The sequence below is a fragment of the Rhizobium sp. LjRoot258 genome, assembly GCF_964254185.1.
In the GTDB taxonomy this organism is placed as follows: Bacteria; Pseudomonadota; Alphaproteobacteria; order Rhizobiales; family Rhizobiaceae; genus Rhizobium.
The window spans coordinates 1,023,463-1,045,752 of record NZ_CAXUST020000001.1 but is presented as its reverse complement, the minus strand read 5'-3'; the positions used below and the strand labels follow the sequence as shown (position 1 = coordinate 1,045,752).

Here is a 22,290-nt window from a genome sequence, read left to right as displayed (position 1 = left end):
TTGAACCCTACATAAACATCGATTCCCGATTGCACAAGAGGGAAACCGAAGTTTAACGAACTTAGCCATACGTCTCCTTTCTGTCCGAACCGCCGCGAGATATCCGCGCGAGTCGTTCAAGAAAGATGGCAGGGGCAGAGGGGCTCGAACCCACGACCTGCGGTTTTGGAGACCGCCGCTCTACCAGCTGAGCTATACCCCTTTACGCTTTACATTCAGCTTCTTGACCGACTGGCCGCGAAGCGCAACTGCAAGCATGGCGCTCCCTTTAAGGCGGCAGCGCAGGATTGGCAAGTGCGTTTTTCGATTTTTCCAATCCTGCGGCGCGGGAAACGCCTGCGATCAGACTTTCACATATTTGCGCCAGTCGTGCTCCTCCTTGAAGCCAAGCACTTCGCGGATCTTGCGGTTGGAGAGCAGCCCCTCGTATTCGCCGATTTCGCGCGTGAACGGCACGCTCGGATAGAATCGCCTGGCGAGTTCCCTCGACGGCGTATTGGCCGAGACCGTGTCGTTCGCGGCGTTGAAGACCTGGAAGCCCAAGCCGTCCTTCTCGATGCAGAGGTGGCAGATCTGGCCCAGATCGCGGGCGTCGATATAGCTCCAGGCGATGCGCTTGCGCATTTCAGGATTGGCGAAATAGGTCGGAAACCTCTCGTACTCGTGCGGCTCGATGACATTGCCGATGCGCAGCGCATAGATGTCGAAACCTGAACGCTCCGCAAAAGCGCGGGCCGTCTTCTCGTTCACCACCTTGGAGAGGCCGTAGGAATCCATCGGATTGACGTCGTAGTCCTCTTCCAATGGAAACTGATGGAAGTCGCGATGGCCTTCGGCAAAGCAGACGCCGTAGGTCGTCTCGCTGGAGGCGACGATGATCTTGCGGACGCCGAGCTTCACCGCTGCCTCGATGACATTATAGGTACCCATCGTGTTGATGCGGAACGTCTCGTTGTCAGGCTTGATGAGGATGCGCGGGATCGCCGCGAAATGCACCACGGCATCGAAAGGCTGGACGCCCCTGCCCGCATCAAGGTCGGGAAAGTCCCGGTGCATCGAAAGCGCGTTGAAGACCTGGCCGCTGTCGGTGATGTCGGCGATCAGATTGGTCACACCGGGGCTATCAAGCGGCACCAGATCGACGTTGTGAACCTCGTAGCCGGCGTTGACCAGCCATGGCACCGCATGGCGCCCTGCCTTGCCCGAACCGCCCGTGAAGAGAATGCGCTTTTTCATAGTGTCCTCCGCATATGAAATCGGAGGGATAGATAAAGGCTTTACACGCAAGCGCAAGACCACCGCCTGCGCTGCGCTGTCAGCGGGGTGACGCGCTCCATTCTCATGAGGCAGCCAAGCCCAGTGGATGAAGACTTATGAGTGAGGGTTAAACTGAAGCCTAGCTGCGAAGAGCCCTGTTCACACGAACCCATTTCCTCTTGACCGAGTGGGCGATACGGTTGAGCCGCCTGTCCATGTTCGTGCGCAGCCGAGCATTCGCCTGAAGGCGTCCTGGCCGGCATTCAAGGCAAGTGGTCTTCTCAGGATGGACGCAGCGGGTCTTCGCGTGGGTGAAAGATCCGGACGTCCGCGGGAGCGACTTGCCGTGCTGGTGATTCCACGTTGGCTCCAATGCGATGGTCTGGCCTTCAGCCAGCAAATTGAGCGCGTCCTGGTGGGCCAGAGGAAAGCCACTTCCTACGAAGAAGTTAGGCGGGGCAACCGCAGCGCGTTGCGCCAAGACACTTAAGCCGCGCGGGTTACAAGTAAAAGTTCAAGCCTTTACCCGCTCCCCGGTGACGACCCGCCGCCCAAGGACACCAGAGGCCGGAGCATCATCACAATGTTCCAGCCTCTCAATGTATAAGCCCCGCTGTTTCCAGCGGGGCTCTATCAATTCGATCCAGGTCGAAGATTACTCGACGATGGAGGCAACGATGCCTGCGCCGACGGTACGGCCGCCTTCGCGGATCGCGAAGCGCAGCTTTTCTTCCATCGCGATCGGAACGATCAGCTCGACGTCAACCGTGACGTTGTCGCCAGGCATAACCATTTCCGTGCCTTCCGGCAGGGTGACGATGCCCGTCACGTCCGTCGTGCGGAAGTAGAACTGCGGACGGTAGTTCGTGAAGAACGGCGTATGACGGCCGCCTTCTTCCTTCGTCAGGATGTAGGCTTCGGCCTTGAACTTCTTGTGCGGCTTGACAGAGCCCGGCTTGCACAGGATCTGACCACGCTCGACGCCGTCACGGTTCACACCGCGAACCAGAGCGCCGATGTTGTCGCCAGCCTGGCCCTGGTCGAGCAGCTTGCGGAACATTTCAACGCCGGTCACCGTCGTCTTCGAGGTCGGGCGGATGCCGACGATTTCGACTTCTTCGCCAACCTTGACGATGCCACGCTCGACGCGGCCGGTCACAACCGTACCACGGCCCGAGATCGAGAACACGTCTTCGATCGGCATCAGGAACGGCTGGTCGATCGGACGCTCAGGCGTCGGGATGTAGGCGTCAACGGCTGCCATCAGCTCGCGGATCGCGTCTTCGCCGATCTTCTTGTCGGAATCTTCCAGAGCAGCAAGAGCCGAACCCTTGATGACCGGAATGTCGTCGCCCGGGAAGTCGTAGGACGACAGCAGTTCGCGCACTTCGAGCTCGACGAGTTCGAGAAGCTCGGCGTCGTCAACCTGGTCGACCTTGTTGAGGAACACGACGATCGCAGGAACGCCGACCTGGCGAGCCAGCAGGATGTGCTCGCGGGTCTGCGGCATCGGGCCGTCAGCAGCCGAGCAAACCAGGATCGCGCCGTCCATCTGCGCCGCACCGGTGATCATGTTCTTGACGTAGTCGGCGTGGCCGGGGCAGTCAACGTGAGCATAGTGGCGGGCTGGGGTCTCGTATTCGACGTGGGCCGTCGAAATGGTGATGCCGCGGGCCTTTTCTTCCGGCGCAGCGTCGATCTGGTCGTACGCCTTGAACTCGCCGAAATACTTCGTGATCGCTGCCGTCAGAGACGTCTTGCCGTGGTCAACGTGGCCGATCGTGCCGATGTTAACGTGCGGCTTGTTGCGCTCAAACTTACTCTTTGCCATTTGAATGCTTCCTGTGAACGAAATGGATGACCCCGGCGAACCGGTTTAGTGCCGCCGTTTAAGGCTTTCGGGGAAATTGCGCAAGACCTAATTGCGGACGGTATTCCTAGCGCGATTCCTGGCCTGGCCACGCATATGGGAAGCAAGCATCCAATCGGCAACCTGCACTGCAAATAGCAGCGAAGATATATTCCCGAAGAACGCGCGCGAGCGGCCAAGGATATGATACTACTTCATTTGCTGCTCTCACGCGGAAGCACTTGGAGACAACGCAATGGAACCGAAGGAAATTGCAAAGCGATCCGCAGGCAACTTTCTGATCTTTGCCGCCTGTGCATTCATATTGTGGATTCTTGCCGCCGCGATCGACTGGGTCGCGCAGCTTCTGCGCCTGTCCTCGCCCGAGCGCCTTCCGGCTCTGGCGACATCCATTGTCAACTCATCGACGCTGCAGGCGATTGTCGCCATATGGCTGCTCACCGCGGCATTCGCGATCGCCTTCCCGAAGATGCTGACGCCGCTTTCGGCCACCACCACTTTGATGTTCGATGTCGGATATGGCATTCTCGGTGCCCTGACCGGCTTCGGCATCGCCATTGGGCTTTTCGGGGGCGGCTGGTCGATCCTGCTGCGCGCCCTGATCTACAGCGCGATCATCGCAATCGGCTTCATTGCCGTCCGCACCTGGCTTTCGAGGGAAGACCTCAGTGCCTACGGACAGAAGAGATGGACGATCGCCTGCATCATCGCGCTCGCCTCGCCTCTTGTGCTCTTGTGGGGCTAGCAGCCACGCCGAAGCAGTGCAAGCCGTGTAAAACGTCTAGGTGAATACAGGACTTTCGGAAATTTGGAGCGGGTAGCGGGAATCGAACCCGCGTATTCAGCTTGGAAGGCTGCTGCTCTACCATTGAGCTATACCCGCGGGGTGGTATCCGATCCAATGACGAATGGTGGAGAGAGTTGGATTTGAACCAACGTAGGCTGAGCCAACGGATTTACAGTCCGTCCCCTTTAACCACTCGGGCATCTCTCCAGTCTTTTCGTCCGGATCGTGAGACCAAGCTCGTCAGACTTTCGAAGCGTTGCCGCCCCTCGGTCTGCGCCGCGTATATGACCGGACGACTTCCGCATGTCAACACGATGACGATGGAAAAAATGTGAAAAATTTCATCGGCAGCGGAAAGCCGGGCTCCTGAAAGAAATCCTATGCGGAAAGAAGCGCCCTCGCTATAAAGCCGCATGAGCAAAGACAACAAAACCGGTGGCAAGCCCACCGACGACAAGTCCGCCAAGGACACACATTATGCGAACTTGCGCCGCGCGCATCGCGACAGCAAGCGCGAGCGCGGCGAGATTCCGACACCCACACCACAGAAGCGCCGGCGCGGCGCCGAGGACTGGAAACCTCCGGCACTCGCGCCTGATCAGGTCTATCTTTACGGCCTGCACACCGTTCGTGCTGCGCTCGACAACAAGGAGCGCAAGAACGTCAAGCTGTCGGTGACTCAGAATGCGCTTGCCCGTCTCGAGATCGATGTGGATACGCTCGGCATTCCGGTCGAGACCGTTTCTCCGCAGGATATCGACAAGGTCCTCGGCCCCGACGCGATCCATCAGGGGGTGATGCTGGAAACGCGGCCCTTGCCCGTTCGACGGCTGGAAGCACTGAAAAGCAGTCCGCTGCTTCTCGTGCTCGACCAGGTGACCGATCCGCACAATGTCGGCGCAATCATGCGGTCCGCCGTTGCCTTCAATGCCGGTGCTGTCATCACCACGCAGCGCCACAGCCCGACTGAATCAGGCGTGCTGGCAAAATCAGCCTCCGGTGCCCTGGAACTCATTCCCTATATTCAGATCACCAATCTGTCAGACGCGCTTGGCGAACTGCACAAGCTCGGCTTCTTCACGATCGGTCTTGATTCGGAAGGCCCGGCTCCGCTCGAGAGCACATTCTCAGGTGACAAGGTGGCGCTGGTGCTGGGCTCCGAGGGCAAGGGGCTGCGGCAGAAGACGCGCGAAACCGTCAGCGCACTTGCAAGGCTCGACATGCCGGGTGCTATCAAGTCTTTGAATGTGTCCAACGCAGCGGCGATCGCCCTCTATGCGGCCAGGCTGCATCTGAAAGTATGATGTGATCAGCAGTGGATCGTGGCAACAGAGGCAATGCCGCGATCCGCTTCGTTCTTCGATCGGCGGCAGCCTTTTTTGCCAGTTTGCGCGCTGAGCGACGAGGCAAACGCGAATAGCAATTTCGCCCTGTCACCGGCCGGAGACTGCGCGACAGCCATTGCAAGGCTCGGTCCTGCGATCTTCCACATTGAGGGCTTCCGCTCGTACTGATGAGCGCCAAGGGAGCATCCCTTTCATTCGAAAGCGGGACCACGGCAACTTCGGGAAAAGCAAGGAGGAAGGCTGCAAACCATCGCTGATGATCAGAAAAAACTAACTCGCCTCGGTTTTGACTCTGCCGTTTTCTATAGCTGTCCCGCACTCGAACAGGAGGAACGTATCCCATATGGCCATCCGCTCCCTCATTGTCGGCACGCTCTTCGTCGCTGTATTCGTCGCCATCATTCTCAGCATCGCTTGGATCGACAAGTCGCAGCCAACACACGAACCCTCTCCGCTTGCTCCTGCCCCTGAACGCCCCATCCCAACGCCAACGCCGTAAACGCTCAGCGATCGCCCGTGGAACCGAAGATCGGCCCCGTGCGTTTGCCTCGCCCGATTTTAAAGGAGAGAAACGTGCGGGTGATGATCGCCGTCATTGTTTTCATGGTTGCCTCGGTACTGACCATCACAATGATGTCACCATCAGACGCCGGGGAGACCGGCGACGCCTTGCAAGCGAGCGTGCGCCAGACGGCTCAGAAATAGGCTTGCGAAACCGACGCCGCCCATCTCGTTCCGTTCGCCAATCTCCGGCGGTCAGATGGCACCAAAGAAATCAACATCGCGCCGATTTCTGCTTTACAGGACGGCAGAATCTGGTACTTGGCACGCATCGCCCTTGTAGCTCAGTTGGTAGAGCACCTGATTTGTAATCAGGGGGTCGCGGGTTCGAACCCTGCCGGGGGCACCATCCTTCTCCTTTTACTCAGAACGTCCTATGGCATTGACTTTGGGGATGTTGCGCTGACTGTGCGAACCGAGGCGAGCTAGCTCTTCGCGTGAATGCGACTCTTCGAGATGACGTTGGCTCCATCCAGCGCCGCAGATGCACTTGACAAAATCGGCTTTTATTGGCGCCTAGACGCCAAGACTATGTTATCGTTCGTTGAATACGACAAAGGAATTACATGGGCCGTTCATTTCAGACGCTTTCCTTCCTTGCCTCATCGGCAACCGAGGCGCTAGCGGCGCGGGAAGAGCTGATTCGCATTTATGGCGACGTGCCCCCTGATGATGCCGACGTCATCGTCGCCCTTGGTGGCGACGGATTCATGCTGCAGACGCTGCACGGCACGATGAATTCCGGCAAACTTGTCTACGGCATGAATCGCGGCTCTGTCGGCTTCCTTATGAACGACTACCGAACGGAGAACCTGCAGGATCGAATCTGCACGGCCGTCGAAAACGCATTTCACCCGTTGCAGATGACAACGGCGAATTCGGACGGCACGAATTCGACAGCCCTTGCCATCAACGAAGTGTCGTTGTTCCGGCAATCCTACCAGGCCGCCAAGCTGCGGGTCGAGGTGGACGGCGTCGTCCGGCTCGACGAACTCATCTGCGACGGCCTAATGGTGGCGACGCCTGCGGGTTCGACGGCCTATAACCTCTCCGCCCATGGACCGATCCTGCCGCTTGACGCACCGCTTTTGGCGATGACTCCGGTCAGCGCGTTCCGGCCGCGGCGTTGGCGCGGCGCGCTACTGCCGAACAAGGTGACGGTCGATATTCATATTCTCGAGGCGGAGAAACGTCCGGTCAACGCGGTTGCCGACAACACGGAAGTGAAATCGGTGCTTCATATTCGCATCGCTCAATCGGAACATACCACGGCGCGCATTCTCTCCGATCCCGATCGATCATGGTCCGATCGTATTCTTGCCGAGCAGTTTGAGGATTGAGAGATGACCCTGCGACGAACGATGCTTTGTGCATTGCTGCTCGCCGTGCCCGCACTCTGCGCTCGGACCGCTGCGGCACAAGACCCAGTCCTGCCGGCTTCGATCATATTCGCGACTAGCACGGGTTACTGGGAAGACGACGGCACGACGCCTGCCGTCCAACGCGCACCTTCAGCCTCTCAGACCGCGACGCCGGCTGCCGCTCCGGCAAAACCGCGCCACGGCTACTACAAATTGTTTGCTGTCAGGCAAGCAGACCGCACGGCCAAGATCTATCTGCAACAGATCGAGCAGGGCGACGACGGACCAGCCATCGCCTCGACGGTGGAGTTGCAGGAACTCAACGATCTCAAGCCCTATGTCACCGACATCAGGCCCGAAAACTCCTCCGGCATGCTCAAGGAGCCGGGGCTCTTTGCAATGATCTATTTGAAGACCGACCCGGACGTGGAATCGGAGACCTGGACCGTCGTGATCGATGAATTTGGAGAGGTGACCGTCGGCAAAGCAAGCAACTAGCCGCGCCTCCATCGCTTCTGACGCTGACGGGTTCCCTCTTTAAGCTGGCTCCCGAGTGAATCGAAAAGGCCCCGTCCGGGGGCCTCCTCCAAATTCAAACTTGAAAGCAGTTAGTCGATGTCGTCGACGACGGCGTCCGGCTTGCCGCTGATGCGGTGGGCAAGAGCTGCTTCCATGAACTCGTTGAGTTCGCCGTCCAGAACATCGCCAGGCGCCGTGCTCGCCACACCCGTCCGTAGATCCTTGACAAGCTGATAGGGCTGCAGAACGTAGGAGCGGATCTGGTGGCCCCAGCCGATGTCCGACTTGGAGGCGGCTTCGGCGTTTGCGGCGTCTTCCCGCTTTTTCAGCTCGGCTTCGTACATGCGGGCACGCAGCATGTCCCACGCCTTGGCGCGATTCTTGTGCTGCGAGCGTTCCTGCTGGCACTGTACCACGATGCCCGAGGGAATATGCGTGATGCGTACCGCGGAGTCTGTCGTGTTGACGTGCTGGCCGCCGGCACCCGACGAGCGGTACGTATCGATGCGGCAATCGCTTTCGTTGATGTCGATCTGGATCGAATCGTCGATGACGGGATAGACCCAGATCGACGAGAAGGATGTGTGACGGCGCGCATTGCTGTCGTAGGGCGAGATACGAACCAGGCGATGAACGCCCGATTCCGTCTTCAGCCAGCCATAGGCGTTCTGGCCCTTGACCAGCAGGGTCGCAGACTTGATGCCAGCTTCTTCGCCATCGTGGACTTCGAGAAGCTCCACCTTGAAGCGCTGACGTTCCGCCCAGCGGGTATACATGCGCAGAAGCATGTTGGCCCAGTCCTGACTTTCCGTGCCGCCGGCGCCGGAGTGGACTTCCAGATAGGTATCATTGCTGTCGGCTTCGCCGGAAAGCATCGCTTCGACCTGGCGGCGCGCGGCCTCGGTCTTCAGATCCTTCAGGGCGTCCTCGGCCTCCTTGACGACGCCTTCGTCGCCCTCTTCCTCGCCCATTTCGATGAGCTCGACATTGTCGTTCAGCTGCTGCTCCAGCAGCCGCACGCCATTGATGCCGTCGTCGAGCTGCTGGCGCTCGCGCATCAGCTTCTGTGCCTCGGAGGCGTCATTCCAGAGGTTCGGATCCTCTGCCTTGTTGTTCAACCAGTCCAGTCGTCTTACCGCCTGGTCCCAGTCAAAGATGCCTCCTCAGCAGGGTGATAGCCTGCTTGGTTTCATCGACCACGTTCTGGATTTCCGCTCGCATTTTCCTGCTTCTTTGCGTTGCTTCGAAAGTTGCCCGTCAAATAATTGTGGCGGCTGCGGATGTAAAGAGCCGCAGCCGCCACAACTGTTCGGGGGAAGGTTTAGTAGAGCCCGCCGGCACCGGACTGAACGGCCTGGTTGGCCTGCGGCGAGGTCTTCAAAATCTCCTCGGGCGCCATGGTGTTGTCCATACCGATGACCGAGAAGCTGTCGGCGGGACCAGTGCCCGGCTTGAAAGCTTCGATGATCGTGTTCGGATCACCTTGCGCTGCCGCCATGCCGGTCTTGCGGTCAATCGGAATGAGGTTCATCCCAGCGGGAATGACAAATTTGGACGCCGGCATGTCCTTGACGGCAGCCTGCATGAATTCGTTGAAGACCGGCGCCGACAGCGACCCACCCGTGCCACCGCGGCCGAGCGTCGAAGGTGAATCGAAGCCGATATAGAGACCGGCGACGAGATCCGGTGTGAAGCCCACGAACCATGCATCCTTCTCGTCGTTCGTCGTGCCGGTCTTGCCGGCCACATCGCGCTCACCGAGATCGACCTTGCCAGCGGCGGTGCCACGCTGGATGACGCCCTGCAGCATCGAAGTGATCTGGTAGGAGGTCATCGGATCAAGAACGGTTTCGCGATTGTCGACAACGTTAGGCTCTTCCTGGTTCTGCCAGTCGCTGGCGTTGCAGCCCTCACAGACGCGCTCCTCATGCTTGAAGATGGTGCGGCCGTAGCGGTCCTGGATCCGGTCGATCAGCGTCGGCTTGATCTGCTTGCCGCCGTTGGCGATGACCGAATAGGCCGACACCATGCGAAGGACCGTGGTCTCGCCGGAGCCCAAAGACATGGCGAGAACCGGCATCATGTGATCGTAGATACCGAAGCGCTCGGCATATTCGGCAACAACGTTCATGCCGAGGTCGTTCGCAAGGCGCACCGTCATTCGGTTGCGCGAGTGCTCGATGGCGAAGCGAAGCGTGTTGGCGCCACCGCCCTCGCCTTCATAGTTGTCCGGCGCCCATACCTGGCCATTGCCTGTCTGGATCGAGAGCGGATCGTCGCTCACAACCGAAGCCGGCGTATAGCCGTTGTCCATGGCCGCCGCGTAGACGAACGGCTTGAAGGACGATCCAGGCTGGCGCATCGCCTGGGTCGCGCGGTTGAACTCCGACTGGGCGTAGGAAAAGCCGCCGACCATCGCGAGAACGCGACCGGTCTTCGGATCCATGGCCACGAGACCGCCCTCGACCTTCGGCGGCTGACGAAGCCGGTAGGAACTCGAACCTTCGTCACCAAGCCGCTCGACGTAGACGACATCACCGGCAGACAGCACACCCTCCGGCGACTTGGCCGTCTTACGGCCGGCAGCCGAGCGATACGCCCACTGCATGTTTTTGGCCTCGATGACACCCCGCTCGCGCTCAGCAGGGATCTTGCCGGCGCCATCCTTCAGCGGTTGCAGTCCGATGTCGACGCTGTCGTCGGATACAGCCAGCACGACTGCCAATCGCCATTCCGACACGTCGATCAACGCAGGAATATCGGCCAGCGCCTTGCCCCAGTCAGCCGTCGTGTCGATCTGTTTGATCGGGCCGTGGAAGCCGCGGCGCTCGTCATAGGTCGTCAAGCCGTCCTGAAGCGCCTTGCGCGCGAAGACCTGAAGCGCAGGATCGAAGGAGGTACGAACGGACAGGCCGCCTTCATAAAGCATCCTCTCGCCGTACTGCTCGATCAGCTGGCGGCGGACTGCCTCGGCAAAATAACCGGACGCGAAGAGCGAGGGACCGCTGCTTCGGCCAGTCACGCCAAGCGGCTGCTTCTTTGCCTCGGCGCCATCGGACTGGCTGACATAGCCATTTTCGACCATGCGATCGATGACCCAATTGCGGCGGGTGACCGCTGCTTCGGGATGACGGAAGGGATGATAGTTGGCCGGGCCCTTCGGCAGGGAGGCTAGGTAGGCAGCGTCGGCGATCGTCAGTTCATTCACCGACTTGTTGAAATAGGTGAGCGAGGCGCTCGCAATACCATAGGAGTTTAGACCGAAGAAGATCTCGTTCAGGTACAGCTCGAGGATCTTGTCCTTGCTGTATGCCTGCTCGATACGGAAGGAGAGGATCGCTTCCTTCGCCTTGCGCTCCATCGTCTGTTCGCTGGAAAGCAGGAAGTTCTTGGCGACCTGCTGCGTGATCGTCGAACCACCCTGCGTCGGGCCACCGGTCAGGTAGGCGACGACTGCGCGCGCAAAGCCGGTAACGTCGATGCCGGGATGCTGATAGAAGTTTTTGTCTTCGGCAGACAGGAATGCAGCCTTGACGCGATCGGGAACAGCTTGGATCGGCAGGAAAAGTCTGCGCTCCTTGGCGTACTCCGCCATCAGCGCACCGTTGCCTGCATGCACGCGGGTCGTCACCGGCGGCTCGTAGCTGCTCAGCACTGCGTAGTCCGGAAGATCCTTCGTGACGGTCGCCAAATAAATGGCAACAACAGCCGCCACGCCCAAGAACAGGACGCAAGCCACTCCGAAGAAATATCCAAGAAGTCTAATCATATTTAAGCTACCGGTATCTCAATCATCGATCGGCGCGAGCATAACAATCGCATGGATCGGGGCATCTTGCACGTTGGGCGACTTACTCCATGAGCGTTTTCGCCACAAGCCGATTCCGTTTCACCTATGGAAACACAAGGCTGAGTAACGGCGTGAATGTGAGTAAAATAGGGCCTTGAAGCGCTATTCCCACATTGCGATTGAGTTACCCGACCGAGTGTCACATCTGGGCCACGGCTGAAATCAGCCACCATTTGCAACCATCGCCGTGCGATAGTGCTTTACCGCTTCCGTCAGCAGGTCCGCCATCCTTCCCCGCCATGCGTCATCGAGCAGGAGTTTTTCGTCCTCCCTGTTCGAAAGAAAGCCCAGTTCCAACAGGATAGACGGCACATCCGGCGCCTGAAGAACGCGGAATCCGGCATGGCGATGCGGGTTGTTGATTGTCCCCACCTGATCCTTGAAGGACGCAAGCACGCTCTCTGCCAGCGAAATCGAGAAAGCCTGCGTTTCGCGGCGCGTTAGGTCGAGCAGAATGTCCGCGACTTCGGGAGGCTCGGCCACGGTCTCCTTGCCGGCAATCTGGTCGGAAAGGTTTTCGCGGTCAGCCAGATCGGCGGCGAGCTTATCGGAGGCCCTGTCGGAGATCGTGTATACCGTCGCGCCGCGAATATCCTTCTGCTTCAGGGTGTCAGCATGCATCGAAATGAAAAGACCTGCATGGTTCTGACGGGCAATCTCCACACGCTCGGAAAGCGACAGGAACGAGTCGTCCTTTCGCGTCAGAAATGCTTTGATGCCGGGTTCGCGGTTGAGACGATCGGCAAGCGCCTTGGCAAAGGCGAGCGTTACGTCCTTCTCTTGCGTCTTGGTATCGACGCCGATCGCGCCCGTGTCGATCCCGCCGTGACCGGCATCGACGGCGATGATGAAATCGCCGTTGGCCGGCCTCTCCGGCGCGGGAATGGCGCTGGTCGTCTGCTGAGAAGAAGGATCGCTCCATGACTGGGCCTTGACCAGTTCCGCGAACTTGTCCTTGTCCGTCATTGCGGCATCAAGGATGAGACGATGCCCCTTGCCGCCCTCATCCGCCTGAACCTTGGCGACTTCCATCTTCACCGGTTTCTTGGCCGTCAGCACAATACGGGCGCTGTCCTCATCCATCTTGCCGTAACGGATGTCCTTGAAAAGCCCTCTCGCCGCGAGGTCGCCGGCTGGGAATCCGAAGGCCGTCACCGGGAGATCGATGACAACGCGCTCGGGATTGGCAATGTAATGGATCGAAAAGTCCGGTGCCCGATCGAAATCGATGACGATGCGGGTGCGGGCATCGTCGCCGATGATGCGAGCACCATAGGCGAGCAACGGCTCGACCTTCACCACATCATCTGCTCTCACGTCCGGAAGAAATGCGAAAACCATCGCCGCAGCAGCAGCGACGAACGCACCCGCAACTTTCGTCCTCCGCCATCCGGATATCACCGTCGCGGGTCGTACCCTCTTAAACAATCGACCGCCACACCTTAAATAACATTCCGATTACGTTCTCCCGGTAAACGCGAAATTGCCGGTGTCGGCGCCGTTCGCGGCCGCGGAGCCGAATCGGCGCCCTTAATCCCCGATTTTGTATACCTTCCAAAATCCATCAATATTATGGCACATTTGGCTTTTCCCTTGCTATTGTGACAGAGAAAACATACAAGGATTTTTAGGGTAGAAGTGCTGACGGGATAGAGTCGCCTGCACGGCAGCCAAACCACTAAGGAACTGGCGCCACAACCGGCAATCGTCCGCCGTCATATGTGTTTCCACTCGAAATTGGATCCTGAATTTTCCGGCGTATGCGGGAACTTCATCGGTGGATAGCCACCAACCGCTCTTTACAGAGAGAGCAAACTCATCGGACCTGAACAAGGTCTTAGTTTTGTCGATCTCGCTTGGTCTTTGATGGTGTCGCAGCAGGTTTTATCTGAAGTCTACAGGCCCCGGGAGAACATCTCCCCCGCTGCTGTCTGGCTGCTGCCTTCCACACCGCACCAATCGCGACTTTCATTATCCGGCGCTGCAATGACGAGCCGCACCTCTGCTGTCTCATTGACACAAGGGGATGCCGACGTTCGGCCGCGCCGAGGAGCACAGCTTACATGGCAGACAAGATGCTTATCGACGCGTCTCACGAGGAAGAGACGCGCGTTGTTGTCGTTCGCGGAAACCGCATAGAAGAATTTGACTTCGAGTCGCAGCACAAGAAGCAGATTCGCGGCAATATTTACCTCGCAAAGGTAACGAGGGTCGAACCCTCGCTGCAGGCCGCTTTCGTTGACTACGGCGGCAACCGGCACGGCTTCCTGGCCTTTGCCGAAATTCACCCCGACTACTATCAGATCCCGCTTGCCGATCGTCAGGCCCTGCTTCGCGCCGAAGCCGAAGAGCATCGCCGCGACGACGACGTCGAACATGTCGAGACGGCACCGGTCGATCTCTCCACGCAAGAGCAGCCCGACGTCGGTGTCGAAGCGCCTGCAGCGCAATCCGCGCCAGAGGTAGAAACTGCTGTGGTAACCGAGACGGTCGAGGCCGTTGCGGAAGTTGCCGAGGAAGCACCTGCCAAGAAGGCAAAGCCACGCCGCAGCCGCAGGAAGGCCGTGCCGGCTGCCGAAGTGCCGGCAAGCGATGAGGCTGCCAGCCAAGCCACGGTCGACAACGATGACGAAGGCTCGCCGGGCAACGAGATGGCAGCGATGGTCGAGACGGACTCGATCTCCGAAGAGGTCGACGCCCGCCGCCGCAGCGATGACGACGATGACGACGATCACGACCACGAAGAGGAAGTGATCGAATCCGTCGGCGCTGAAGACGCCATGGAGGAAGTTCCCGATCGCGTCCAGCGCAAGCCGCGCAAGCAGTATCGCATCCAGGAAGTCATCAAGCGCCGCCAGATCCTGCTGGTGCAGGTGGCAAAGGAAGAGCGCGGCAATAAGGGCGCGGCCCTGACCACCTATCTTTCGCTGGCCGGCCGCTATTCCGTCCTCATGCCGAACACGGCGCGTGGCGGCGGCATTTCCCGCAAGATCACCAATCCGCAGGATCGCAAGCGCCTGAAGGAAATCGCACGGATGCTCGAAGTGCCGCAGGGCATGGGCGTCATCTTGCGCACGGCCGGCGCAAACCGGACCAAGGTCGAGGTCAAGCGAGACTTCGAATACCTAATGCGCCTGTGGGAGAACGTGCGCACGCTGACGCTGCAGTCGACCGCTCCCTGCCTCGTCTACGAGGAAGGCTCGCTCATCAAGCGCTCGATCCGCGACCTCTACAACAAGGACATCGGCGAGATCATCGTCTCCGGCGAGGAAGGCTATCGTGAAGCGAAAGACTTCATGAAGATGCTGATGCCGAGCCATGCCAAGGTAGTCCAGCCCTACCGCGACATCCACCCGATCTTCTCGCGCTCCGGCATCGAAGCTCAGCTCGACCGCATGCTGCAGCCACAGGTGACCTTGAAGTCCGGCGGCTACCTGATCATGAACCAGACGGAAGCGCTGGTTTCGATCGACGTCAACTCCGGCCGTTCGACCCGCGAGCATTCGATTGAGGACACCGCGCTGCAGACGAACCTTGAGGCCGCCGATGAAGTGGCCCGCCAGCTTCGCCTGCGCGACCTTGCCGGCCTCATTGTCATCGACTTCATCGACATGGAAGAGAAGCGCAACAACCGCGCCGTCGAGAAGAAGCTGAAGGAATGCCTGAAGAACGACCGCGCCCGCATCCAGGTCGGCCGCATCTCGCATTTCGGCCTGCTCGAAATGTCGCGCCAGCGCATCCGCGCGTCCGTTCTTGAATCGACGACCCAGGTCTGCTCACATTGCGGCGGCACCGGCCACGTGCGTTCGCAGTCCTCCGTTGCCCTGCACGTCCTGCGCGGCATCGAGGAGTACCTGCTCAAGAACACGACGCACAACATCACGGTTCGCACGACGCCTGATATTGCGCTGTACCTGCTCAACCACAAGCGCCAGACGATCCTCGACTACGAAGCGCGCTTCGGTGTCGCGATCATTATCGACGCAGACGGCTCCGTCGGTTCACAGCACTTTGCGATCGACCGCGGCGAGCCGGTCGAGAATCCAGTCAAGATCGAAAGCCTGTTCAACTTTGCCGCCATCCCCGATGACGAAGACGACGATATCGTGGTCGAAGTCGATGAGGAGGAAGAAGAGGAACTGGAGGCCAAGCCTGCTGCTTCCGAACGTCCAGCACAGAGCGCCGAAAGCGAGGGAGAAGGCCGCAAGCGCAAGCGCCGCCGTCGTCGTCGGGGCCGCAATGGCAACGGCGAGCCGGTAGCCGCCGACAGCAGCTCTGCCGACGCTGAGGAAGGCGACCAGACCGACGGTGATGACGAGGATGAAGGCGACGAAAGCGTTGCTGCCACCTCGGAAACGCGTGACGAAGGTGATGAGACCCAGCGCCGCAAGCGCCGCCGTCGTGGCAAGCGCGGCGGCCGCCGCAACCGCGAGGAAGGCGGCGAGCAGGAGGCTTCTGAAGCCGAACTGGCAAGTGACGGCGCTGAAGATGGCCAGACAGAACTGACCGCTGTCGAGGCGATCGAAGCTGCCGCCGAAGAAGCAGTCGAAGCTCAGCCGGCGATGGCAGCTGTCGAGACAGGTGCTACTGTGACGGAAGACGTGAAGCCGAAGCGCGCACGTCGTAGCCGCAAGGCATCGCCGGTCGAGGAGCCTGTCGTGGAAGAGGCAGCCGCAGAAATAGGACCGGCCGTAGAAGCTGAAGCTGAGGCGGCAGCCGCAGACCTCGCAACACCGGCCGCCGAAGACGCAAAGCCTGTCCGCGCCAATAGGGAGTCGAACATCTCCTCGTCTGAACCGACGGTTAAGTCGACGCGCAGCGATGCCGCCGAAAGCGAGGGTGACGGCAAGCCGAAGAAAGCTGGCTGGTGGCAGCGCCGCGGTTTTTTCTGAGATTGATATTCGGCGATAAGTAATACGATCCGGCTGCGGTGACGCAGCCGGATTTTTCTATGCCGCTGGTGAGGTCAATGCGCTCGCTCCCCTATCGCGAAGGAGCATAGGTCAGGACTACATTGCCTTTGGCAAAGGCTCGACTATCCGTGAGGGTTAGTGCCAATCGCTCGCTGATGCCGGCAAACACGGATTGGCCGGCCCCGAGCGCTATCGGCACGACAACAAGCTGAAACACATCGACCAGGCCGGCTTCCACCAGCTGTGCAACGATACTGCCGCTGCCAAGGACAACCATATCCTTACCCTCTGCCCGCTTGAGCGCGTGTACGGCCTGCGCGGGGTTTTCGCGAATCAGCCGCGTATTGATCCAGCCGGCCTCGCTCAAAGTTCGCGAGAACACGATCTTCGGCAGACTGTTCATTCCGTCCGCCACAATCGGGTCGCGTTCCTTTGCCATCGCAGTCGGCCAATAGGAAGCCATGAGGTCGTAGGTTCTTCGTCCCATGAGGAGCTCGCCGCCGGCGCTCGCATTGCCGGCAACGAAAGCATTGAACTCGGGATCGTCCCGGTGAGCCCAACTCACATCACCGTTCAAATCGGCAAAGTATCCATCAAGAGAAATGCTCAGAAATACGCTGAGGTGTCGCATCGTCATCTCCCGTTCCATCGCGCTCCTTCAAGGACGTTTGAGATGGCTCGGTTTCGACAGCGAACTGACGATTTTTGAACGTGGGCGTTGTCGAGCTCAATCCTGCTCGGCAATCATGGTCTCGCGCCGGTACTCTCCATGAAACCCCCGCCAATTGGCGATCGCGAAACCAAGGATCACCAGAGCTCCGGCCTGATGCAGCAGCCCCCAATGAAGCGGGACCTGCAGCAACAAAGTAGCGATTCCAATTGCCGCCTGGACAGTCACGAGCACAAACAGAACGACGGCACGCCGAGCATGTGTCGTCGACGGCGCTGCGTTAAGGGCAATGATCATGTTGATCAGCGTCAGCGCAAAAAGCGTGTAGGCACCCAGCCGATGGACGAACTGTACCGTCTTCGGGTTCTCGAAGAAATTGATCCAGGCCGGTTGCTGGATCAGCAGATCGGAGGGCACGACCGCGCCGTCCATCAACGGCCAGGTATTGTAGGTAAAGCCGGCGTCGAGGCCGGCGACGAGCGCGCCGAGGTAGATCTGGAAAAACGCAAACACCGCTATCGCAGCGGCCCAGACATGCGAGCCTTGCGTGGGCGCGGGATCGTCGGAGTGAGGCGAAAGCCCCCGCATGATCCACATGCAGGACGCGAAGATGAGACAGGCCATGACAAGGTGCGTTGCCAACCGATACTGGCTCACGTCGGTTCGCACCGAGAGCCCCGAAGAAACCATCCACCAGCCGATCGCGCCCTGCAGTCCACCCAGCGTCAGAATTCCGAAGAGAGGCCAGCGCAGCCGCCTCTCCACCTTTCCACTCAGCCAGAAATAGAGCAACGGCAGCGCGAAGATGACACCAATGCCGCGTGCGATCAGACGGTGGGCCCACTCCCACCAAAAGATGCCCTTGAACTCGTCGATGGTCATTCCGTCATTTATCTGTTGATACTCGGGAATGCGTTGGTAGAGCTTGAATTCCTCGTCCCATTCCGCGGCACTCAGGGGCGGAATCACGCCGTGTATCGGCTTCCACTCGGTGATCGACAGGCCCGAATTCGTGAGTCTGGTGGCACCGCCGACGATTACGAGACAGAACAGTGCCAGGAGCACAATGCCCAGCCAGATGCGAACAGCCCGGCGATTGCCGTCCTGTCGGCGTATCTCACGCAGGATCTGCTGTTCAGTGCTCAAGTTCGCGATGGCCATGACTGCTCCTTACGTCCGGCAGTTGATTTGCCTGAGCGGCTCATGCAAAACAAGCCCCGAACCTTTGCGGCATGCCGTCGCGGCAGTTCAAACACCAGTGCGAAAGATATTTGATGCCTGTCCGCCTCCGCAAATTCATCGGTACGATCCTGATCGTCGTGCTCGTGCTCGCCTACGCGCTGCTTGCAAACACGATCGCCGTTGCGACGCTCGGCAACGCTCCGTGGTGGGGGCAACTCCTCTACTTTTTCCTGACAGGACTACTGTGGGTGCTTCCCGCCATGGTCATCATCAAATGGATGGCTGGGCCGAAGCAGCCGTGATCCGTTAACGACAGGATAACCGTGATCGACGGAAAGCACTGTGCGTCGCGGCTCATAAACGAAATGGATGCTCCGCTCCCCTATTCTCCGCGCTGGCAAGTCAGACCGGAGAAAAACCGTGCAGGCGCAGACGCTTCCTGTCGCACACAAAGCGCACCATTCAACAGAATCCAACACGGGAGTTTCCGAATTGCGCGCGCTGAACGCGCAGCACGCAGTGGCCGAACTCGATATCGTGGTCTTGGATAGCTTGGAGCCGCTGGAAGAGATCTGGCGTGAACTCGATCGTGACGATCTGAATTCCCTGCATCAAGGCTACGACTGGTGCGTGTCCTGGGCCAAGGCATATGGAACCCCCTTGTCGATCGTCTGGGGCAGGCTTGGCGAAGAGACCGCATTCATTCTGCCAATAGAGATAAACAGGTTTCACGGCTTCCGCACCGCCAGATTTGTCGGTGCCGATCATAGCAACATCAACACGGGCCTTTTCACAGGGCGCTTCATCGAACTGGCCAGGAATCTCGAGCCGCGGAAATTCGCGGAGCTGCTACGTCGCGCTTTGGTCGGAAGCGCCGATCTTCTGTTGCTGCAGAACATCCCGCCGGAGTGGCGCGGACGCCGTAATCCTTTGACGCTGCTGCCGATGGTCCAGAACCAGAACCACGCCTACCATCTTCCGCTCCTGGCAAACATGGAATCGACACTCCAACAAGTGAATGCAAAGGGCCGGCGTAAGAAGTTCCGAACGCAGCTGAGACGCCTGGAGGCGCTCGGCGGGTTCGACTACATTTCTAGCGCAACTTCAGATGAGCAACACCGGCTGCTCGATCGCTTCTTCGAACAGAAGGGTCAACGATTCAAGGCGCTCGGACTGCCGGATGTGTTTGAAGGCTCGCAGACCAAAGCTTTCCTGCACGGCGCACTCGACATTCGCGACCCCGACAGCAAGACGGTAGGGCTGGAAATGCACGCGATCCGCCTGAAGGGCGAGTACGATGGTCATATCGCTGCCCTGGCTGGCATTTCTCGCAAGGGCGACCACGTCATCTGCCAATTCAGCGCAATCGATGAGAGCTTGGCGGCGGAGACGAGCCCTGGCGAATTCCTGTTCTGGCAGATGATCGCCGAGCAGCATGGTAAGGGCGTCGGCCTGTTCGACTTCGGCCTTGGCGACCAAAGATACAAGCGCTCCTGGGCGCCTGTAGAAACCGAGCACTGTGACGTTGTTCTGCCGCTTTCGTCACGCGGCAGAGTGGGCGGCCTCGTCCATTGGGCGATCACACGAGGCAAAGCCTTCATCAAGTCTCGCCAGAAGATCTACCACCTGGCCCAGCGCATACACCGGGTGATCGGAGTTTGATCACGCTGCATGCCGAGAAATCGGGTTTTCGAGGGGCTCGTCGCTATCCGACATCAGCACGACACGCTCGTAGCCCGCTGCCTCGAACTCGGTCATAGCAGTCACGAACTCCTGCTCGACGATCTCAGGCATGGAGAGGATGATTTCGACGTCCTTGCTCTGCGTCAGGCGCGAAACGCCGGCCACGTCGGCAGCGCCGCATTCCACGATCACCAGGTCATAGGCCGAGACCAGGGCGTCCAGCAGCAGGGACAGCCGATCGGCACCGCGCATCGCCCGCCGCGGATCGCTGATGCCCTGCGGAATGAAGTGCGCGTCGGAGCGGCTGTCGCCATGGATCGTATCGCCGAAGGCCGCATCCCCGCAGAGCAAATCGGTTATGCCGAGCATGTTGCGATCCTCGGCCATGAGGTCGGTCGGCAGCCCCGAGCCCGTCATGTCGACCAGGATGACCCGCGAGCCATCCTCGACCAACTTGCGCACAAGCGATACGGTTGCCACCGATCCATCATCGCCGGTCGGCGAAATGGCAATCGCCAGTGGCGCCCTGCTGCCGCGAAGGTAATCCGAGACAGATGCTATCGAGAACTCGTTCGTTTCGAAGGTATTTTCTTCCTCGACTAGCTGGGCAACCGGCTCCTCGTCTGCGGGTGTGGCCAGCAAGCTCGGCGTAGCCGGTCGCTTGGCGGAGCCGGCAGTTGTTGCGTGAGGTTCCTCTGCTTCTTCACGCACCACTTCCTCCTCGGGCGGCTCGATGGGGCGCAGTGCCCGACCGCTGAAGAGTTCGGCGAGCATGATCACAATCGATGTCATGATGAAGGTCGCTAAGGCAGCGACGATGACGATTGGCAGAACCTTCGGGAAATAGGGATCAACGGGCTGTATGGCCTTAGACACAATGCGGGCGTCGGCCGGGCTTGAGTTCTTGTCGGCGCGCGACGCCGCCTCGCGGTAACGAGAGAGATAGGTTTCCAGGAGTTGGCGCTGTGCCGTGGCTTCGCGCGTCAGGGCATTGAGACCGACCTCGTCTTCGCCGGCTTGGGCACTGTTGGCCTTCAGTTTGTCGGTCTGCTGTTCCAATTCCTTTTGGCGAACCGCAGAGACCTTCGCTTCGTTTTCGATGCTTGCCAGGATCTTCTGCGTCTCCTGGCGAATCTGAACCTTGATGTCCGAAAGCTGCGCTCGGAGGCTCTTCAGCCGCGGATGGTTGTTGAGCAACGAGGTCTGCAGGTCGGAGATCTGCGACTGCAGGCCTGACTCCGTGCTCTTCAGCCGCTGGATCGACTGAGACGACATGATGTCTTGCAGCGTATCGGGTGCCTCCCCGGCAGAGAGGGCATTGCGCACGGACTGCGCGCGCGCATCGGCATTGGCTCGCTCTCCACGGACGCGCGTAAGCTCTGCCGAAATGTCGTTCAATTGCTGCGTCGGGAAATTCGCGCCACCGTTGGTCGGCAGCAATCCGTGCTCGGCGCGGTATTCCGCCACCTTCTGCTCGGCGTCATTCACCTTCTGGCGGAGATTTTCGATTTCCGGCTCCAGCCAACGTGTCGCCTCCGAATTCGAATCCAGCTTGGCGCCGCTTTGTGTAGCGAGATAGACAGCGGCCATCGCATTCGGAATCGTTGCCGCGAGCTTCGGATCCTTCGAGGTGAAGGTAATGCCGATCACGCGCGATCCCGGCACCTGATAGACCTGAAGCCTCTCCGTGAAGGCGTCGATCACGCGCTCTTCGGGGGGATTTTCATATGGATTTTTCTTGAGGTGAAGGGCCACCAGGATATCGGTGAGAGCTGAGCCGTTGGCGGCCGCATCGAACTCCGGCAAATCGTAAAGCTTCTGGCCGTTGATGACCTGCTTGATGAGGTCTGCGGACTGGAGAAGCTGCACCTGGCTCGCAATATTGAGCTCGTCCAGCAACGGACCCGCGTTGGTATCATTCACCTGCGCATTGGCGAAGGCAGGAGCGCGCGGCTCGATCAGGATGCGCGTTTCACTTCGGTATTTGGGGGAGACCATCTTGGCGCCCGTCAAGGCGACCCCTGCCCCCAACGCGGTGATTGCCAAGACCTTCAGCCGGCGTGCCCAAACGGCGCGGACCAATTGTCCAAGATCTATGTCCACATCCTGATTACCCGATACGCCGGACATGCTTGTACTCCAAGAACAAACGTGGCCGAGAGGGTAAATGACTATAGTAACCCAACGGTTAATGTCTGCTCCGGCAATCCGGCGGCACGTCGGCTGGCCGAAGCCAAAAAAAATGGCGGTTTTTACCGAGCATTAACCCTAACGGATTGATAACGGCTGAG

17 protein-coding genes and 4 tRNA genes are annotated in these 22,290 nt (G+C 59.4%); 10 read left to right on the top strand and 11 right to left on the bottom strand.

Going from position 1 to position 22,290, the window contains the following annotated elements:
• Window positions 1-126: 126 nt before the first annotated feature.
• From ACSQ9D_RS05150 to tuf, 3 genes are all read right to left on the bottom strand, one after another.
• Window positions 127-202 (bottom strand) — tRNA-Trp (locus tag ACSQ9D_RS05150).
• Window positions 203-342: 140 nt separating this feature from the next.
• Window positions 343-1,236, bottom strand: a complete 894-nt coding sequence (locus ACSQ9D_RS05145; RefSeq protein WP_436281412.1) for an NAD-dependent epimerase/dehydratase family protein — start codon at window positions 1,234-1,236, stop codon at window positions 343-345.
• A gap of 676 nt (window positions 1,237-1,912) precedes the next feature.
• On the bottom strand, window positions 1,913-3,088 hold the full coding sequence (gene tuf, locus ACSQ9D_RS05140) for an elongation factor Tu (protein WP_037069361.1): 1,176 nt from the start codon (window positions 3,086-3,088) through the stop codon (window positions 1,913-1,915).
• A 274-nt stretch (window positions 3,089-3,362) separates the two neighbouring features.
• Here tuf and ACSQ9D_RS05135 point away from each other — a divergent pair, with 274 nt between their 5' ends.
• Window positions 3,363-3,872, top strand: coding sequence for a hypothetical protein (locus ACSQ9D_RS05135; RefSeq protein ID WP_436281411.1), 510 nt, complete (start codon window positions 3,363-3,365; stop codon window positions 3,870-3,872).
• Between the two features lie 64 nt (window positions 3,873-3,936).
• On the opposite strand, the gene ACSQ9D_RS05130 is transcribed toward ACSQ9D_RS05135, so the two are convergent.
• Window positions 3,937-4,010: transfer RNA gene (locus tag ACSQ9D_RS05130), tRNA-Gly, on the bottom strand.
• A gap of 26 nt (window positions 4,011-4,036) precedes the next feature.
• Window positions 4,037-4,121 (bottom strand) — tRNA-Tyr (locus tag ACSQ9D_RS05125).
• Window positions 4,122-4,327: 206 nt separating this feature from the next.
• On the opposite strand from ACSQ9D_RS05125, the gene rlmB reads away from it, so the two are divergent.
• The 6 genes from rlmB (at window position 4,328) to ACSQ9D_RS05095 (ending at window position 7,680) form a co-directional block, all read left to right on the top strand.
• Window positions 4,328-5,218, top strand: a complete 891-nt coding sequence (rlmB, locus tag ACSQ9D_RS05120) for a 23S rRNA (guanosine(2251)-2'-O)-methyltransferase RlmB (protein WP_436281410.1) — start codon at window positions 4,328-4,330, stop codon at window positions 5,216-5,218.
• 385 nt (window positions 5,219-5,603) lie between these two features.
• The gene (locus ACSQ9D_RS05115) at window positions 5,604-5,759 is read left to right on the top strand and encodes a hypothetical protein (RefSeq protein WP_436281409.1); all 156 of its coding nucleotides are present in this window, start codon (window positions 5,604-5,606) and stop codon (window positions 5,757-5,759) included.
• Between the two features lie 17 nt (window positions 5,760-5,776).
• Window positions 5,777-5,965, top strand: coding sequence for a hypothetical protein (locus ACSQ9D_RS05110; RefSeq protein WP_436283888.1), 189 nt, complete (start codon window positions 5,777-5,779; stop codon window positions 5,963-5,965).
• 129 nt (window positions 5,966-6,094) lie between these two features.
• Window positions 6,095-6,170, top strand: a tRNA-Thr gene (locus ACSQ9D_RS05105).
• A gap of 217 nt (window positions 6,171-6,387) precedes the next feature.
• Window positions 6,388-7,161 (top strand): NAD kinase, encoded by a 774-nt coding sequence (locus ACSQ9D_RS05100; protein WP_436281408.1) that lies wholly within the window; start codon window positions 6,388-6,390, stop codon window positions 7,159-7,161.
• A 3-nt stretch (window positions 7,162-7,164) separates the two neighbouring features.
• On the top strand, window positions 7,165-7,680 hold the full coding sequence (locus ACSQ9D_RS05095) for a hypothetical protein (protein ID WP_436281407.1): 516 nt from the start codon (window positions 7,165-7,167) through the stop codon (window positions 7,678-7,680).
• Window positions 7,681-7,790: 110 nt separating this feature from the next.
• On the opposite strand, the gene prfB is transcribed toward ACSQ9D_RS05095, so the two are convergent.
• From prfB to ACSQ9D_RS05080, 3 genes are all read right to left on the bottom strand, one after another.
• A protein-coding gene (gene prfB / locus ACSQ9D_RS05090; RefSeq protein ID WP_436281406.1) for a peptide chain release factor 2 occupies window positions 7,791-8,922 on the bottom strand; the annotation gives its coding sequence in 2 pieces (ribosomal slippage) (window positions 7,791-8,852 and window positions 8,854-8,922; 1,131 coding nt in all).
• A 100-nt stretch (window positions 8,923-9,022) separates the two neighbouring features.
• Window positions 9,023-11,470 carry a penicillin-binding protein 1A gene (locus tag ACSQ9D_RS05085; protein ID WP_436281405.1) on the bottom strand — a complete coding sequence of 816 codons (2,448 nt, stop codon included), beginning with the start codon at window positions 11,468-11,470 and terminating at the stop codon, window positions 9,023-9,025.
• Window positions 11,471-11,713: 243 nt separating this feature from the next.
• Complete coding sequence (locus ACSQ9D_RS05080) at window positions 11,714-12,979, bottom strand: N-acetylmuramoyl-L-alanine amidase (RefSeq protein WP_436281404.1); 1,266 nt, start codon at window positions 12,977-12,979, stop codon at window positions 11,714-11,716.
• 635 nt (window positions 12,980-13,614) lie between these two features.
• Here ACSQ9D_RS05080 and ACSQ9D_RS05075 point away from each other — a divergent pair.
• A complete protein-coding gene (locus tag ACSQ9D_RS05075; protein WP_436281403.1) occupies window positions 13,615-16,443 on the top strand; it encodes an Rne/Rng family ribonuclease in 2,829 nt (942 codons plus the stop codon).
• 91 nt (window positions 16,444-16,534) lie between these two features.
• On the opposite strand, the gene ACSQ9D_RS05070 is transcribed toward ACSQ9D_RS05075, so the two are convergent.
• Window positions 16,535-17,095, bottom strand: a complete 561-nt coding sequence (locus ACSQ9D_RS05070; protein WP_436281402.1) for a dihydrofolate reductase family protein — start codon at window positions 17,093-17,095, stop codon at window positions 16,535-16,537.
• A gap of 96 nt (window positions 17,096-17,191) precedes the next feature.
• Complete coding sequence (locus tag ACSQ9D_RS05065) at window positions 17,192-18,295, bottom strand: COX15/CtaA family protein (RefSeq protein WP_436281401.1); 1,104 nt, start codon at window positions 18,293-18,295, stop codon at window positions 17,192-17,194.
• A gap of 113 nt (window positions 18,296-18,408) precedes the next feature.
• On the opposite strand from ACSQ9D_RS05065, the gene ACSQ9D_RS05060 reads away from it, so the two are divergent.
• Both ACSQ9D_RS05060 and ACSQ9D_RS05055 read left to right on the top strand, forming a co-directional pair.
• Window positions 18,409-18,618, top strand: coding sequence for a DUF2842 domain-containing protein (locus ACSQ9D_RS05060; RefSeq protein ID WP_436281400.1), 210 nt, complete (start codon window positions 18,409-18,411; stop codon window positions 18,616-18,618).
• A gap of 118 nt (window positions 18,619-18,736) precedes the next feature.
• Window positions 18,737-19,978 carry a GNAT family N-acetyltransferase gene (locus tag ACSQ9D_RS05055; protein ID WP_436281399.1) on the top strand — a complete coding sequence of 414 codons (1,242 nt, stop codon included), beginning with the start codon at window positions 18,737-18,739 and terminating at the stop codon, window positions 19,976-19,978.
• On the opposite strand, the gene ACSQ9D_RS05050 is transcribed toward ACSQ9D_RS05055, so the two are convergent.
• On the bottom strand, window positions 19,979-22,129 hold the full coding sequence (locus ACSQ9D_RS05050; RefSeq protein ID WP_436281398.1) for a GumC family protein: 2,151 nt from the start codon (window positions 22,127-22,129) through the stop codon (window positions 19,979-19,981). It abuts the gene before it with no gap.
• Between the last annotated feature and the right edge of the window lie 161 nt (window positions 22,130-22,290).